Consider the following 13,775-nt stretch of genomic DNA (forward strand, 5'->3'; position numbering starts at 1 on the left):
GCACCGAGTGCACGCTGGTCACCGGAAAATTTGATTCAGGAGGGACAACCGATGACTGTCGCCGTCGTAGGAGGTGGGATTTCAGGTCTGGTCGTCGCCTGGCGATTGCGCTCACGCGGTAGGGCTGCCGTTGTCCTGGAGACATCCTCCCGGCTCGGCGGGGCAGTGGGTACCCGACAGCACCAGGGCTTCCTCCTCGAAACAGGCCCCAACAGCTTCCTGGACCGCGAGCCCGCCACGCGAGAGCTGGCATCCGCGCTGAAACTGGAAGACAGGATTCGCGCGGCGGACCCGGCGGCGAAGCGACGGTATGTCTACACCCGAGGCCGGCTGCGCTCGGTGCCCGCGTCTCCGCCCGCATTCCTCGGCTCGGACATCCTCCCGCTGGGCGCGAAGCTGCGCGTCATGGGGGAGCTGTTCAGTGGACGGGTGGCGGCGGGCGTCGATGAATCGCTGGCGGACTTCGGCAGGCGGCACCTGGGGCGCACCGCGACGCGGGTGCTGCTGGACGCGGTGCAGACGGGCATCTTCGCTGGAGACGTGGAGCGGCTGAGCGTGGGCGCCACGTTTCCGCAGCTCGTGAAGCTGGAGCGTGAGCACCGCAGTCTCATCCTGGGCGCCATCCGAGCACAGCGCGCCCAGCGCAAGGCCCTGCCCGCGGGCGGGACTCCGGCGCCGAAATTGAGCGGCGCGCTGAGCACCTTCGAGGGCGGGTTGGGGACACTCATCGACACGCTGGGCACCTCGCTGGGAGACGCTGTGCGCGTGGGCGCCACGGTGGAGGGCCTGACGCGCGTGGACGGCGGCTGGCGACTGGCGGTGAGCGAGCAGGGACGGCGCGCGGAGCTGGACGCGAGCGAAGTCGTGCTGGCGGCGCCCGCATACGTGACGCAGGGGCTGCTGCATCCCCTGGACGCGGAGCTGGCGGCGCGCGTGGGCGGCATCGAGTACGCGCCCATCGCCGTGGTGCACCTGGGCTTCGACGCGGGGACGACGCCCGCACCGGACGGCTTCGGCTTCCTCGTCCCTCCCACCGAGGGACGCCGCTTGCTGGGCTCCATCCACGCCTCCACCGTGTTCCCCTTCCGCGTGGAGGCGGGCCGCGTGCTGTACACCTGCATGGTGGGCGGCGCGAAGCGGCCGGACCTGGTGGGGCTGGACGAGCCCGCGCTGGTGGCCCTGGCGCGCGAGGAGCTGAAGGCGCTCGCGGGTGTCACCGCGACGCCGTCGCTCACGCAGGTCTACCGCTGGCCTCGGGGCATCCCCCAGTACACGGTGGGACACCTGGAGCGGATGGCCGCCGTGGACCAGGGGCTTGGCCGCTGGCCCGGGCTCCACCTGGCGGGCAACGCCTACAAGGGCGTGGGGCTCAACGACTGCATCCGCAACGGGCTCCAGCTCGCGGACGCGTTGCTCGCGGCGAGCCCCCGGGGATGACCGTTCGGCCCCGGGGGGCGACCGTCCAGCCCGGGGCCGTCATCGCGAAGCGGGCGCCACGTCAGACTGGGCGTGCATGCTGCCAAGACTCAGGAGCCCGCAATGCTCACCTTGCCCACCCCCCTCCTCGTCTTCGCGGCCATCCTCCTCTTCCCCGTCGTCCTCGTCGGCAGCATCCTCGTCGACGCCTTCGAGCTGGAGGTGGAGGAGCAGCCCGCGCGGTGATGACTCCGAGGGTGTAGGCTCCCGCCGGAGCATGTCGGAGAAGCCAGAAGGGTCCATCGTCCGCGCCACGCTGCGGGCCCTCGCGGAGCCCCGCAGGCTCGTGCCCATCCTCCTGGTGTCCGCGCCCCTGGTCGCCGCGCAGACGCGCTTCAGCCACGAAGCGCTCGCGCCCCACCTGGGCGTGCTGATGTGCCTGCTCTTCGTGGCCGTGGCCCCCGTCTCCTACCGCGTCCTCTTTCCCGGAGGGCTCGACTTGAGCCACGGCGGCGTGCGCGTGTTGATGTACGGCACGGTGGGAAGTGGCGTGGTGCTCACCTCCGGCTTCGTGTTGCCGAAGCTGCTGGGCATGGGGCCCACGTTCCTGACGCAGCCCACCAACCTCATCGTGTGCAACGCGCTGTTCCTCGTGGGCGGCTGGGGCCTGGGGCGGGACATCGGCTTCGAGGAGACGCTGGCGAAGGAGCGCGCCCGCGCGGCCCGCTTCGCGCTGGAAGCGGAGCAGGCGCAACTGCTCGCGCTGCGCAGCCACCTGGACCCGCACTTCCTCTTCAACACGCTCAACGCCATCGCGGAGTGGTGCCGCGAGGACGGCGCCGTGGCGGAGGCCGCCGTGCTGCGGCTGTCCACCATGCTGCGCTCGGTGCTCGCCGGCGTGCGCAAGGCCACCTGGCCGCTGTCGGAGGAGCTGGCGCTGATGCGCACCCTCTTCGACCTGCACCTGTTGAGAGACCCGGAGCTGTTCCAGCTCGCGTTGGACGTCGCGCCGGGCGCGGAGGACGTGCCCGTGCCACCGCTCGTGCTGCTGCCCCTGGCGGAGAACGCGGTGAAACACGGCCCGGCCGCTGGACACCGGGGGCGCCTGTCGCTGGGCGTGCGCGTGCGCGAGCGTGAAGTCGAGGTCGCGATAGAGAACCCCGGAGCGTCCAAGGGCCCGCGAGAAGGCAGCGCGGGATTGCCCACCGTGGAGCGGCGCCTCGCGCTGGCCTATGGCGACCGGGCGCACCTGGCCCTGAGTAGCGAAGCGGGCCGCACCCGCGTCACCGTCACCCTGCCCCGCTCGGGCCCCTTGCATGGAGTCGTCACGTGAGCCGACCGCTGCGAGTCCTCATCGCCGATGACGAGCTGCTCGCCCGCAAGCGGCTGTCGCGCCTGCTGGGCGCCCTGCCCGACGTGGAGGTGTGCGGCGAGGCCGCGGATGGGGAGGCCGTGCTCGCCGCGGTGCGCGCGGGCGGCGTGGACGTGGTGCTGCTGGACATCCACATGCCCGGCCTCAGTGGCCTGGACGCGCTGGCCCTGCTCCCCGAGGGACGCCCGCGCGTCATCCTCTGCACCGCGCACGCCGAGCACGCCGTGGAGGCCTTCGAGCACGGCGCCGCGGACTACGTGCTCAAGCCCGTGGAGCCCGCGCGACTGCAGAAGGCGCTGGAGCGCACGCGGGCGCGAATCGAGGCCGACGCCCGCCCGCGTGACACCCCGGCTCCGGAGAAGTCCGCGCCCCGAGCGCTGGCGCGGCTGCCCATCCCCACGCGCCAGGGCATCGTCCTGGTGGACCCGGAGACGATTTCCCACGCGTCGCTCGATGACGAGCTGGTGACGGTGTTCACCACGCAGGGCGAGTTCCTCACCGACTTCACCCTCAACGAGCTGGCGGAGAAGCTGCCGGAGGAGCTCTTCCACCGCGTCCACCGCAGGGCGCTGCTCAACCTGCGTCACGTCGCGCGACTGGAGCCCCTGGAGACGGGAGGCTACCTGGCACGAACGGCACGGGGACACGCGGTGGAGATCAGCCGTCAATCCGCGCGGGAGCTGCGGCGGATGCTGGGATTGCGCCGAGGCGCCGAGGACGAAGGCTGAAGTCCTTCGCGAGGTTTGCCGCGGCGAGAGAGGGCCTCCGTAGCCCCTCGTCTCCGCGCGCGGCCATTCAACCTCGTCGAAGCTCACTGCATGACTCCCACTTCGGAGTCATCCCTGCTCGCGGCGCGCCCAGCTCACGCCGCGTTCCGGACTACTGAACGCTCACTTCGACTTCGACGCTGCCGCCGTTCACCGTGCGCAGGAAGGTGACGGTGCCGCGCTCGGTCCACTTCGGAGAAGTGCCCTTGCCCAGGCTGTACGCGGAGGCGACGCCGAGGCTCTGGTTGAAGCTCATGACGCGAACCTCGCTGTCGCTCGTCTGCGACGTGAAGTAGACGATGATGCGGCGATCATTCGGCGCCCACTGCACGCCGGTGCTGCTCGCGGGCGTGGGGACGAAGGCCGGGTCATTGGTCTGGGTGCAGCCCGCGTTCGTCAGCTGATCCAGGTCCTTCCCATTGGCCTTCACGCTCCAGAACGAGGAGAGCCCCGAGCGCTTCTTCGACTGGAACAGGATGCGCTTGCCGTCCGGCGTCCACGACGGGTCCTGGTCGTCATGGCCCGACGTCAGCTTGTCGTCCTTGCCGTTCTTCACGTTGTAGACGTGCAGCTCCGTGCGCGTCACCGCATCGCCCGCCTTCCACGAGTCGGGCAGCTTCGCGTAGACCACTTCACGGCCATCCGGAGACACCGACGGCGCGCCGCTGCGCTGGGCGATCATCGTCGGCTTGCCATCCTGCACCGCGTACAGCGACTGGCTGCCGGTCAGGTAGACGATGATGCGGCGGTCGGCGACGAGTCCTTCCACTTCCAGGGCGCCGGACTGCTCCACCACGACAACGTCCTGCGTGGAAGCGGCTTCCAGGTCCGCGTCTCCGCACGCGGTCAGCGCCAGGGAAGAAGCCATCCACATCACGAGGGTCCCACGACGGGCGAGGCTTCGGACTTCATTCGGATGCATACGGTCCTCTGAGTGAAATTTCCGCTGCTGAGTACGAATAGTGACAAACCAGTCTGACCCGCACTCACAGGTATTTCACGTCAATAGGCGTGAACAATCCACCCAGTCTCAATTGACCCGCTGAGTAGCTGACGCCGCCTCTCGCACCGCGTCACCGCGTCACGAACAGCGACGGCACACGCGCTGCGTCGTCACCGAGGACCTCAGAGAGAACCTGGTATGCAGGAGTAGGAAGCGTGGCACCGGCGCGTGCACAGCGGGCAGCCTCGTCCAATGTGCGTGCGGGCGTGGTGCAGTAGGACTCGCGCCAGTGTTCCTGGAGCGTCTGGGCGAAGCGCGCGCTCATCTGTTCCACGCGCGCCTCGAGCCAGGACTCCGGCGGCGTGAAGTTCGCGCGGCGAGGGGACACGTCGCCGGGGCCGAAGGTGACGTCGTGCTCGTACGCGGACTCGGACAGGTGGTCCTGGAGCACCGCCGACATGGGCCCACGCCGGGCATCCAGTACGCCTGAAGACGACAAGGTGAGCTCGTGTTCCACCGACAGACGCAGTGCGTGGAACTCGAAGGTGCGAGCTACATCTCTGTAGCGCGTCACGGCGACGGTGAAGCTGCGGGTGTACGTGTGCACCTTGGTCACCTTGCGCGTCTTCTTCTCGCCGTTCTTGTCCGTGTACTCCTCTTCCACGTCATAGGGCACCTCCACCGTCTCCGTGCGCTCCTCGTGGTCGGTGTAGGGGACCTTCTCGGTATAGGGGGCGGTCAGCTCGACGGAGCGGCTGTCTCGGAGCGTGGTGAAGCGGCCGGCCAGCGACAGCTCGGGATGGTGGCTCGCGGCGGGAGAGAACCAGGGCGAGGACTCGAAGGCGCGCGTGAGGCGGGTGCGTAAAAGCTCCATGCGCGCGGAGTCCAGGCCGCCCACCTGGCCCGTCCATGACGGCGCCGCGGTGAGTTCGGGCGCTGGCGGCGGCTCGGGAGCGAACTCGCGCCAGTGACGGCAGTAGCGCGACACGAGTTCCCGCCAGTGGGGCGCGTCGTCCGAGGACACGTCGCGCAGCCGCTGGCACACCTCCTTGCCACTCTGGAGCACGGCGGACTCCATCTCCCGCTGGATGACGACCATCTCCTTGTGTGAGAGCAACGGCCGCTTGCGCACGAGCGTCTCCTCCGCCGTCAGCGCGAGCCCCAGCTTCGCGGGACTGCTGATGGTGAGCCGCAGGTGTTTGTGCGTGCCCTCCATCTCCTCCAGCAGAGAGCTCTCCAGGCCACCGTTGAGCTTGGAGTTCCACTGCGCGCGGCGGTCGAGGAAGCGCAGGAGGTCGTCCTCCGCCTTCTCGTCGATGCCCTCCAGGCGATAGCGCCGGGCGTTGCCCAGCAGCTGTCCCAGTGCCTTGCCGCGCAGGCCGTCGCGCTCGGAGACGAGTTCCTTCTCGAAGGGGTTCTTGGTGACGAGCTCGTCGTAGATGGCGGCGGCCTCCACGAACTGGCCGTTGCGCGCCAGCTCATCGGCACGACCGCGCAGGGTGGCACAGGCACTACCGAGGACGACGAGCAGCAACAGCGGCGGAAGGAGTCTGAACATGAGCGCGGAGGCAGGGGTGCTCGGCCGCTGACGCGGCGGGCAGCCGGATATTCAACCCGAGCCGGGCCTGCTCGCAATGAACAACCCGCCGAACGACGGCCCGGCGGGTCTCACGCCCCGTGCGCTGGAGACGAGGTGAGTGGAGCGCCGCCGGGCGTCAGTCGCTTCGGGCCTCACGCGCCGGGCGCTGGAGACGAGGACATGAGGGTGTGGAACTCTCGCGAGGCGTTAGCCGCTTCAGGCCTCGCACCCCATGCACTGGAGACGAGGGGAGTGGAGCGCCGCCGGGCGTCAGCCGCTTCGGCTCTCCCGCCCTATGCGCTGGAGACAAGGTGAGTGGAGCTTCCGCGAGGCGTCAGCCGCTTCGGGCCTCACGCGCCGGGCGCTGGAGGCGAGGACACGAGGGGTGTGGCACCGAAGGGCGTCAGCCGCTTCGAGCCTCACGCGCGCCGCCACGCGGGACGCCAGGCAGGCGGAAGCTCCTTTCGAGCGCGCTCACCCCACGGGCCATTCGTGCACGGGGCGCCCCGAGGCGGCGTGCTCCAGGTAGCGCTCCAGCATCGCGGCCAGCGCATCCTGTCGTGGCATCTGCGCCTCCAGGTGGGTCAGCATCTGTCGCTGCCAGCGCGCGCCCGTGCGCCGCAGGTCCACGCGCTGGGAGATGATGTCGAGCATCCGGTTCGCCTCGTCGACCTCCACGCCCGCCGACAAGAGCCCCCGTCGGGCCACCGGGATGAGCTGGCGCAGCAAGTCCACCACGAGCACGACGCGGGGGCTCGGCGCGGACTCGCCCGGCCACAGCAGCTCCGCGTCCAGCCCCCGCCGCGACGCACGCATGAAGTTCCCCGCGGCATGCGCGAAGGGCAGCGCCGGCAGGAGCGCATCCATTCGCTCGGCCAACCCGAGCGTCAGCCCCAGCAGGAAGGCACCATTCGCCACCATGTCCACGACCGTCGGGCCCGCGGGCAGCGCGCGCAGCTCGATGCGCAGGTGGCCCTCGTCCTTCGGGTCATAGACCGCGCGATTCCAGGTCCACACGGTGCCCTGGTGCAGCCGCAGCTCCTCCAGGCCGGGCACGCCCCCCGCCGCCACGCGCTCCAGCGGAGACTCGTGCCCCACGACGGGCAACAGCGGCGCGTGCAACGCCACGGCCTCCGCGAACAGCTCGTACGCGCCCTCGCGAGCCCACCCGTGTCCGAATGTCACCCGCGCGTGGGGTTGGAACCCGCCCTCTCCCGGCTCGCCCCGGTCATCCACCGACTGACGGAACAGCGCCACCCGCGTCTCGTCCCAGAGCTTGCGGCCCAGGAACAGCGGCGAATTTCCGGAGACGGCCAGCGCCGGCGCGGTGGCCAGCTGCGCGGCGTTGTACAGGCGCGCGAAGTCCTTCGGCGCCACGCGCAGGTGGAACTGGAGCGACGTATTCGCTCCCTCCAGCGTCACGTCGTCCCACGCGAGCTTCAGCGCCTCCTCTTCACCGGTGATGGCCACCTGGAAGGGCGCCGCGCGCCGCTGGCGGATGGCCGCGTTGAGCGCGTGGTAGCGCGGCTGGGCGGTCAACGCGTTGGGGCCCAGGTCCGCCTCGCGCAGCGTGGGGAGGATGCCAATGGCCGCCACCCGCGCCCCCTGCGTCGCCGCCGCGCGTCGCACCTCGGCGAGCGAGTCCTCGAACTCCGCCTCCAGCGCGGTGAAGGGCCTGCCCGCCAGCGGACCGGGGCGCAGGTTCACCTCCAGGTTGAAGCGGTCCATCTCCAGCGTCACGCGCGGGTCCACCGTCTGCGCGAGCACCTGCCGGTTCACCGGCAACGGAAAGCCCCGGGCGTCCACGAGGAACAGCTCCAGCTCCGCGCCAATCGTCGTCGGCCCCTCACCGAAACCCGGCCGCGCCAGGAGCACACGCAGCGCCTCCAGGTTCTCGTCGAGCCGCCGCGAGAACCGCGCGTAGTCTCCCGGAAGAAATTCCTCCTGCTCAATCGCGAGCCCCATGGCCGGACAGGATGTGCACGGTCGCCCGCACCGGCAGCACGCTCCGGGGGCTCGCCGGGTCGCCCGCCGGGCGTGCCGGGTGGGAGTCTTCACGCGTCCCGTGCCCAGCGGCCCGCGCGGCCCCGGGTGACGCCGGCCCGGGTGTGTTATCTGGGGCCCTGGCCATGCCGTCCGACACGCCCACCAACCTCTACGATTTGACGCGGCCCGCGCTGGGCGCGCTGCTGTCCGACTGGGGCTTCCGACCCCACCACCGCGACGTGCTGTGGTCCGGGCTGTACCGTCAGCAGGCGCAAGCGCTCGACGAAGTGGAGGGCCTGCGCTCCGACTTGCGCGACACACTGCGTGAGCGCACCCGCTTGAGCCACCTGGCCACGCACCACGAGGCCTTCAGCTCCGACGGCTTCACCCACAAGCTCCTGCTGCGCCTGGAAGACGGCCAGACGATTGAAACCGTCCTCATGCGTTTCAAGGGACGTGCGACGGTGTGCATCAGCACCCAGGCCGGGTGCGCCATGGGCTGTGTCTTCTGTGCCACGGGACAGATGGGTCTTTCGCGCCACCTCACCCCCGGCGAAATCGTGGGGCAGATCCTCCACGTGCAGCGCATCCTCCGCGCGTCCGGCGAGTCGCTGCGCAACGTCGTCCTCATGGGCATGGGCGAGCCGCTGCACAACTACGACAACACCCTGGCCGCGGTGGATGTCCTGGTGGACCCGTTGGGCCTGGCGCTGGCGCCGCGCTTCATCACGCTGAGCACCGTGGGCGTGGTGCCCGGCATCCGCCGGCTCGCGGACGAGGACCGTCCGGTGCAGCTCGCCGTCAGCCTCCACGGCGCCACCGACGCGGAGCGCGCCGCACTGGTGCCCGCGGGACGTCGCTGGCCGCTGGCCGAGCTGATGGACGCGTGCCGCTACTACATCGCCCGACGCAAGCGCCGCATCTTCTTCGAGTGGACGCTCATCGCGGGCCGCAACGACACGTCGGAGCACGCGCACACGCTGGGCGCGCTGCTGGGCGGCATGGACGCGCACGTCAACGTCATCCCCCTCAACCCCACGGTGGGCTACGACGGTGACCCGAGTCAGCCCGCATCGGTGCGCGCCTTCCAGGACGTGCTGATGTCGCACGGTGTCCCCAGCACCGTGCGTCAACGCCGGGGCATCGACATCGACGCGGGTTGTGGTCAGCTCAAGTCCGCCGTGGAGCGACGCTCCCGCCGTTCACTTCCCACCAGCCCGTGAGCAGGTGGCGGGTTGGGCGCGCGCATGTCAGGCGCCCCCGTTAACGTGCGCCGCCGGCGAATGCGGTCCCGGTCCCACACCAGATTTCGCAAGCTTGTGTCGTTGGCGGACACCCGCGAGGTTTCCGCGGGGGGCCTCTTGCACGCTCCATGGCCGTGGGCACATTCTTTCCATCGGCTTCCCAGGGGAGGTGGGCGATGCTTTCCATCCAGGAGCACGCAACGACGGAAGAAGCGAGCAGCGACCTGCTCGACTTCATCCTCCAGCCGTCCAACTGGCTCGCGGTCATTCGTCGGGAGACAGACCCCGCCGCGTGGCCCGGGCAGAACACGCTCTATCAACGACGCGTGGGTGCGCTGCGCATCTGCGCTTCCGTCGACGTCTCCGACGGACTCGAAGTCTCGCTCCACATCGCGTTCCGCGCGCCGGGCCTCACGCCGGTGAAGGCCGCGGACCATCTGGAGAGCTTCCTCAAGCAGCGGCTGCCGCTGACACCCAACTCCGAGTGGCAGGTGGAAGTGGACGAGCGCCGGTGGATTCACTTCTCCCGGCGCTACGCGGCCTCGCACCTCACGGCGTGAGCGGCTCCAGGCGGTAGTGGCGCAGGGGCTGCGCCACGTTCTTCACCGGTGTCTCCGCGAGCGCGCCGAACCGCAGTCGCTGGACGAACGGCTCCCGCGAGCCCACCAGTGCCTCCCGCGCGCTCGCCATCACCAGCGTCTCCCGGAAGCCCGCGAGCGACTGGAGTCGCGCCGCCTGGTTCATCCCACTGGAGAACGCCGTGTACTGCCGGTTGGGGCCGAAGAGGCCGCAGTTGGCGTTCGCCAGGTTGACGCCCACGGCGACGCCCAGGCCCGGCAGCTTCACGCGTTCGCACAGCGCCATCACTTCCTCGCGAGCGCCCAGCGCGGCGGTGAGCGCCTGGATGTCACACGCTGCGCGCACCGCGGCCTGCGAGCGCTCCACGCGGCTGGACTTGAAGAAGGGCGGGCCGAAGAGGCCGATGACGCAGTCGCCCACCATCTTGTCGAACACGCCGCCGTGCTCCCAGATGCAGTCCACGGCGCGCGCGCTCCACTCGTCCACGAAGCGGGCGATGCTGCGCGGACTGTCGAAGCCGTGCTCGCAGATGCGGGTGAAGCCGTTGATGTCCGCGAAGAGGATGCCCACTTCCTGGTCCTGCGCGCGCAGGTGCTGGGCGTAGTTGGGGTCCTGCAACAGCGCGTCGATGATGGCGTTGGGGAAGAACTGCGACAGGTGGATGCGCTCGCGGTTGTAGTCGAGCAGGCGCTGGCTGAGCGTGGAGGCCAGGACGCGGATGAGGTCCATGGCGTAGGCGGAGAAGCCCTCGTCGCAGGAGACCGCGATCTTCCCCAATGGCTCGCTGGTGGCGGCGCCGGAGATGAGCACCGCCTCGGTGGTGCGGCCGGGGAGCAGCTGGCGCAGCGCGGAGACCTCGGCGGCCAGGAGCCGGTGGCCGTGCTGACGCAGGGCCTTCTCCAGGTCCGGACTGGGCTGCTCGCCGCTTTCGAACTCCAGGTGGCCGTGGCGGTACATGCGGTAGTGCAGCACCTGCGCCCGCACCGCGTCGCGATAGAGCAACAGGAAGGTCGGCAGGCGCACGCGCTGGGCCAGCGTCAGCACCGCCTGGTCCATGCCCACCTCGAACACGGGGTTGGCCAGGTGCGCGTTGCACTGGATGATGAGCTGGTGCTTCTCCGACGCGGTGTGGACCATGCACAGCACCGTGTCGAGCTGCTCGGCGATGGTGTCCAGCACGCGGAGGACTCGCGCCGAGGCCTCCGGTGACGCGTGGTCCCCGGTGAAGAGCAGGCCGAAGGAACCCACGCGGTCTCCAGCGACGTCGAGCGGCTGGGTGACGAGCGTCGCCTCCCCCAGGCGTCGGACGCCGGAGGGGCCTTCCAGCAGGGGCCCGGGGAAGTCCTCGCCCCAGTCTCCCTCGCACCAGGTCTGCACTCGCAGGTCCTCGTCACGCGTCGTCAGCGCCACGGCGCGGGCGCCGGTCAGGGCGAGGATGGGCGGGAAGCAGCGGCGGAAGGACTGGGTGAGGTTCTCTCGTTCCCGGAGGCTCTCTTCCAGCAGGTCATCCACGGCGCGCTGAAGGGCGCGCAGCGCCTTGTACTCTTCCAGACTCAAATCCGTGGACGGCGGTGCGTGCGGCGGATGCGTCATGAGCGCGTTCTACCGCCATGGACGCTGGCTGTCACAGGGCCGGCGTCTGGGGCTGCCCGCCCAGCACCTGTCCCCCAGCCACCTCGATGAGCCAGTAGCCCTCGTGGCCGGCCTCGGTGGAGGAGCCCGCGCCGAAGATGTGGGGGCGCTCGGCGGTGGCGGGGTGGTGGTAGCGCTGGTGGATGTGGCCGTGGAGCACCGCGTAACGCGGGCCGGGGAGCAGGCGCAGCAGGGCCTGGGCGTCTCGCAGGCCGTGGTGCCAGTGGTCCGCCTGTCCCTTGCGCGTGAGGGGCGCGTGGTGGACGACGACGAACACGGCGCGCCCGTCCAGCCGAGGGTCCTTCAGCAGGGCCGCCAGCCCCTCGAGCTGAGCGTCGCCGATGACGCCGTAGGACAGGCCCGGGGTCAGCGGGACGCGAGCGGACAGCAGGCCCACCACGGCGGCCTCGGTGCCCACGAGGCGCACGAAGGGGAAGGCACCTTCGCGGCGATACTCTGGAAGGTCGCTCTCCAGCAGGTGACCGAAGTGGCTCGCGAAGCGACCCTTCTGGTGACTGCCCGGCGTGTAGACGTCGTGGTTGCCGGGGATGATGGTGCAGCGGCGCGGGTCGTCCGCCAGGGAGCCCAGCGCTTCGCGCGCGCCTCGGAACTCGCTGTCGAGCGCGTAGGCGGTGAGGTCACCGGAGAGGATGAAGTGGTCGGCCGTGTGGCGTTGCACCTCGCGGGCGATGGCGGAGAGGGCGTGGGGGGCGCGGGCGTAGCGCTTCGCGCGGCCACCCACGGTGAGCTCGGCCAGGGCGACCCAGCGACGCCAGCCGAGCCGGCGCAGGGGCAGCGCGAAGTAGTCGTCGGTGATGTGGACGTCGGAGCAGTGGATGAAGCGCATCGAATCTCCCGCCCGGGCAACGGCCGGCCGGGTGCCGGCATTCTCCCTGGATGCGGATGGAGGGGAAGCGACATCTCTGTGCGAGCAGGCGGCCCCGGGGGCGGGCTTGTGACGGAACCATGATGGAGACATGGACCCCAGTCGGCCTCCGGGTCGATGCGGGTTGGGATGCTTCTCCTCCTCAGGAGGAGCGTCCATGCGTGAGCAGTCCCCCTCCCCGGTTCTCGATGGCACTCCCACGCGCGGCGTCTGGTGGCCCGGCTCCGAGGCAACACGCGGACTGCTGGCACTGACCCTGGTCGGACTGCTCATCCACGTCCCGCGCGCCGAGGCCTATCCCATCCCACCCGTGACGCTGTGGCCTTTGACGCAAGAGGCGGAGCTCATCGTCTGGGCGGACGTCGAGCGAGTGCGCATCGCACCAAGAGAACGCGATGAACAAGGGATGCCATGGGACGACGACGAAATCGCGACGCTGAAGATCCGGGAGACGTGGAAGGGTTCGGTGCGTCCCGGGGAGCGCGTCGAGGTGCTGTTCTCATCGGACATCATGTGCCCGGCGCCACCTCGCTACGAACCCGGGCGCTCGGTCATCGCGTTCCTGTCCAACGGGAACGGTCGATGGTGGACCGTGGGCATGTCCTACGGAACGCGCCATCCGACGAACCCCGCCGATGTCGATGCGTATCGGCGGGGGGTGACGGCCGCCCGGGGTGCGCAGGCCCGCTCGGCACCGCCCCAGCGCAAGGAGACTGCCAACAGCGAGCAGGAACACCTGGACTGGCAGGTACGCGCCGCGCTTCATCCGGCGACGCGCTGGGATGGACTCTACGAACTGTCACAGGGAGCCGCCGCGCTGACGCGAGCCCAGCGGCAGCAACTGGCGCACGGCTTCACGACACAGCCGTCGTTTGACCATACGGTGGCGCAGATGCTCACCACCCTGCGTGGCTTCCCCCACAAGGATTTCGACCGGGCCACCGCGAATGTCCTCGAGACAGTCTTCGTGGAGCAGGGGGCGCCCCCCTGGATATCCAAGGCCTTCGACCTGCTGCGCGAGCGTCACGGCGAGAAGCCCGAACCACGGACCCCTTGGTACAAGAGGGTGCCTTCGAAAAGCCCCATTGAAGCCAAGGCGGAACAAGCCAGGGCTCTCGCTCGGGACTGGCTGAGCTTCAAGAAGCGTCATGGACTGAAGCCCCGACGGCTCGTGTTTCTCGCCGCGCCCCTCGTCGACGAAACAGGGGGGACCATCCCCTTCTAGTGGCGGACGGTACCCTCCGTGCGCGACGCGCGCGCATGCCCCGACCCTCATTCTTGCCGCGTTGGTGGAGGCCGTCGCGCGTGCGCGGAGGCTGCAACCAGGGCGGCCTCGTGATGAAAGCATGATGCAGCGATGGAGTCCGCGTG

General features: G+C 69.9%; 12 protein-coding genes. 7 read left to right on the forward strand and 5 right to left on the reverse strand.

The features are described from left to right. The first annotated feature begins 51 nt into the window (after nucleotides 1–51). The 4 genes from hemG to HUA76_RS32165 all read left to right on the forward strand — a co-directional run bounded on the left by hemG (nucleotide 52) and on the right by HUA76_RS32165 (nucleotide 3,516). Nucleotides 52–1,437: a protoporphyrinogen oxidase gene (hemG, locus tag HUA76_RS32155; RefSeq protein ID WP_174462968.1), complete on the forward strand. Its 1,386-nt coding sequence runs from the start codon at nucleotides 52–54 to the stop codon at nucleotides 1,435–1,437. Nucleotides 1,438–1,539: 102 nt separating this feature from the next. Continuing rightward, complete coding sequence (locus HUA76_RS46140; protein WP_256433504.1) at nucleotides 1,540–1,662, forward strand: hypothetical protein; 123 nt, start codon at nucleotides 1,540–1,542, stop codon at nucleotides 1,660–1,662. 31 nt (nucleotides 1,663–1,693) lie between these two features. After that, nucleotides 1,694–2,749: a sensor histidine kinase gene (locus tag HUA76_RS32160; RefSeq protein ID WP_174462969.1), complete on the forward strand. Its 1,056-nt coding sequence runs from the start codon at nucleotides 1,694–1,696 to the stop codon at nucleotides 2,747–2,749. Then, nucleotides 2,746–3,516, forward strand: coding sequence for a response regulator (locus tag HUA76_RS32165; protein WP_174454713.1), 771 nt, complete (start codon nucleotides 2,746–2,748; stop codon nucleotides 3,514–3,516). Before HUA76_RS32160 ends, HUA76_RS32165 begins: the two co-directional genes overlap by 4 nt. Before the next feature lie 151 nt (nucleotides 3,517–3,667). On the opposite strand, the gene HUA76_RS32170 is transcribed toward HUA76_RS32165, so the two are convergent. From HUA76_RS32170 to HUA76_RS32180, 3 genes are all read right to left on the reverse strand, one after another. Continuing rightward, a complete protein-coding gene (locus tag HUA76_RS32170; RefSeq protein ID WP_254614617.1) occupies nucleotides 3,668–4,423 on the reverse strand; it encodes a hypothetical protein in 756 nt (251 codons plus the stop codon). Nucleotides 4,424–4,628: 205 nt separating this feature from the next. After that, nucleotides 4,629–6,056 carry a hypothetical protein gene (locus HUA76_RS32175; RefSeq protein WP_174462971.1) on the reverse strand — a complete coding sequence of 476 codons (1,428 nt, stop codon included), beginning with the start codon at nucleotides 6,054–6,056 and terminating at the stop codon, nucleotides 4,629–4,631. Nucleotides 6,057–6,551: 495 nt separating this feature from the next. Beyond that, nucleotides 6,552–8,042: a glutamate--cysteine ligase gene (locus HUA76_RS32180; protein ID WP_174462972.1), complete on the reverse strand. Its 1,491-nt coding sequence runs from the start codon at nucleotides 8,040–8,042 to the stop codon at nucleotides 6,552–6,554. A gap of 164 nt (nucleotides 8,043–8,206) precedes the next feature. Between HUA76_RS32180 and rlmN the strand changes: the two genes are divergently transcribed. Both rlmN and HUA76_RS32190 read left to right on the forward strand, forming a co-directional pair. Continuing rightward, entirely contained in the window at nucleotides 8,207–9,286 is a 1,080-nt protein-coding gene (gene rlmN / locus HUA76_RS32185) for a 23S rRNA (adenine(2503)-C(2))-methyltransferase RlmN (protein ID WP_174462973.1), read from the forward strand. Nucleotides 9,287–9,483: 197 nt separating this feature from the next. Then, complete coding sequence (locus HUA76_RS32190) at nucleotides 9,484–9,867, forward strand: hypothetical protein (RefSeq protein ID WP_141641950.1); 384 nt, start codon at nucleotides 9,484–9,486, stop codon at nucleotides 9,865–9,867. On the opposite strand, the gene HUA76_RS32195 is transcribed toward HUA76_RS32190, so the two are convergent. Next, a complete protein-coding gene (locus HUA76_RS32195; protein WP_174462974.1) occupies nucleotides 9,857–11,479 on the reverse strand; it encodes an adenylate/guanylate cyclase domain-containing protein in 1,623 nt (540 codons plus the stop codon). The two genes, HUA76_RS32190 and HUA76_RS32195, sit on opposite strands and share 11 nt — an antisense overlap. 31 nt (nucleotides 11,480–11,510) lie before the next feature. Further along, complete coding sequence (locus tag HUA76_RS32200) at nucleotides 11,511–12,365, reverse strand: metallophosphoesterase (RefSeq protein ID WP_141641952.1); 855 nt, start codon at nucleotides 12,363–12,365, stop codon at nucleotides 11,511–11,513. Nucleotides 12,366–12,561: 196 nt separating this feature from the next. On the opposite strand from HUA76_RS32200, the gene HUA76_RS32205 reads away from it, so the two are divergent. After that, nucleotides 12,562–13,629: a hypothetical protein gene (locus HUA76_RS32205; RefSeq protein ID WP_174462975.1), complete on the forward strand. Its 1,068-nt coding sequence runs from the start codon at nucleotides 12,562–12,564 to the stop codon at nucleotides 13,627–13,629. Nucleotides 13,630–13,775: the final 146 nt, after the last annotated feature.

Source organism: Myxococcus sp. CA056 (genome assembly GCF_013336715.1).
Lineage (GTDB): Bacteria > Myxococcota > Myxococcia > Myxococcales > Myxococcaceae > Myxococcus > Myxococcus llanfairpwllgwyngyllgogerychwyrndrobwllllantysiliogogogochensis.

What these genes read in the sequence shown, in the direction of transcription:
- hemG (WP_174462968.1), top strand. Translation starts at nt 52, where the DNA reads ATGACTGTCGCCGTCGTAGGAGGTGGGATTTCAGGTCTGGTCGTCGCC.
- HUA76_RS46140 (WP_256433504.1), top strand. Translation starts at nt 1,540, where the DNA reads ATGCTCACCTTGCCCACCCCCCTCCTCGTCTTCGCGGCCATCCTCCTC.
- HUA76_RS32160 (WP_174462969.1), top strand. Translation starts at nt 1,694, where the DNA reads ATGTCGGAGAAGCCAGAAGGGTCCATCGTCCGCGCCACGCTGCGGGCC.
- HUA76_RS32170 (WP_254614617.1), bottom strand. Translation starts at nt 4,423, where the DNA reads ATGGCTTCTTCCCTGGCGCTGACCGCGTGCGGAGACGCGGACCTGGAA.
- HUA76_RS32175 (WP_174462971.1), bottom strand. Translation starts at nt 6,056, where the DNA reads ATGTTCAGACTCCTTCCGCCGCTGTTGCTGCTCGTCGTCCTCGGTAGT.
- HUA76_RS32180 (WP_174462972.1), bottom strand. Translation starts at nt 8,042, where the DNA reads ATGGGGCTCGCGATTGAGCAGGAGGAATTTCTTCCGGGAGACTACGCG.
- rlmN (WP_174462973.1), top strand. Translation starts at nt 8,207, where the DNA reads ATGCCGTCCGACACGCCCACCAACCTCTACGATTTGACGCGGCCCGCG.
- HUA76_RS32190 (WP_141641950.1), top strand. Translation starts at nt 9,484, where the DNA reads ATGCTTTCCATCCAGGAGCACGCAACGACGGAAGAAGCGAGCAGCGAC.
- HUA76_RS32195 (WP_174462974.1), bottom strand. Translation starts at nt 11,479, where the DNA reads ATGACGCATCCGCCGCACGCACCGCCGTCCACGGATTTGAGTCTGGAA.
- HUA76_RS32200 (WP_141641952.1), bottom strand. Translation starts at nt 12,365, where the DNA reads ATGCGCTTCATCCACTGCTCCGACGTCCACATCACCGACGACTACTTC.
- HUA76_RS32205 (WP_174462975.1), top strand. Translation starts at nt 12,562, where the DNA reads ATGCGTGAGCAGTCCCCCTCCCCGGTTCTCGATGGCACTCCCACGCGC.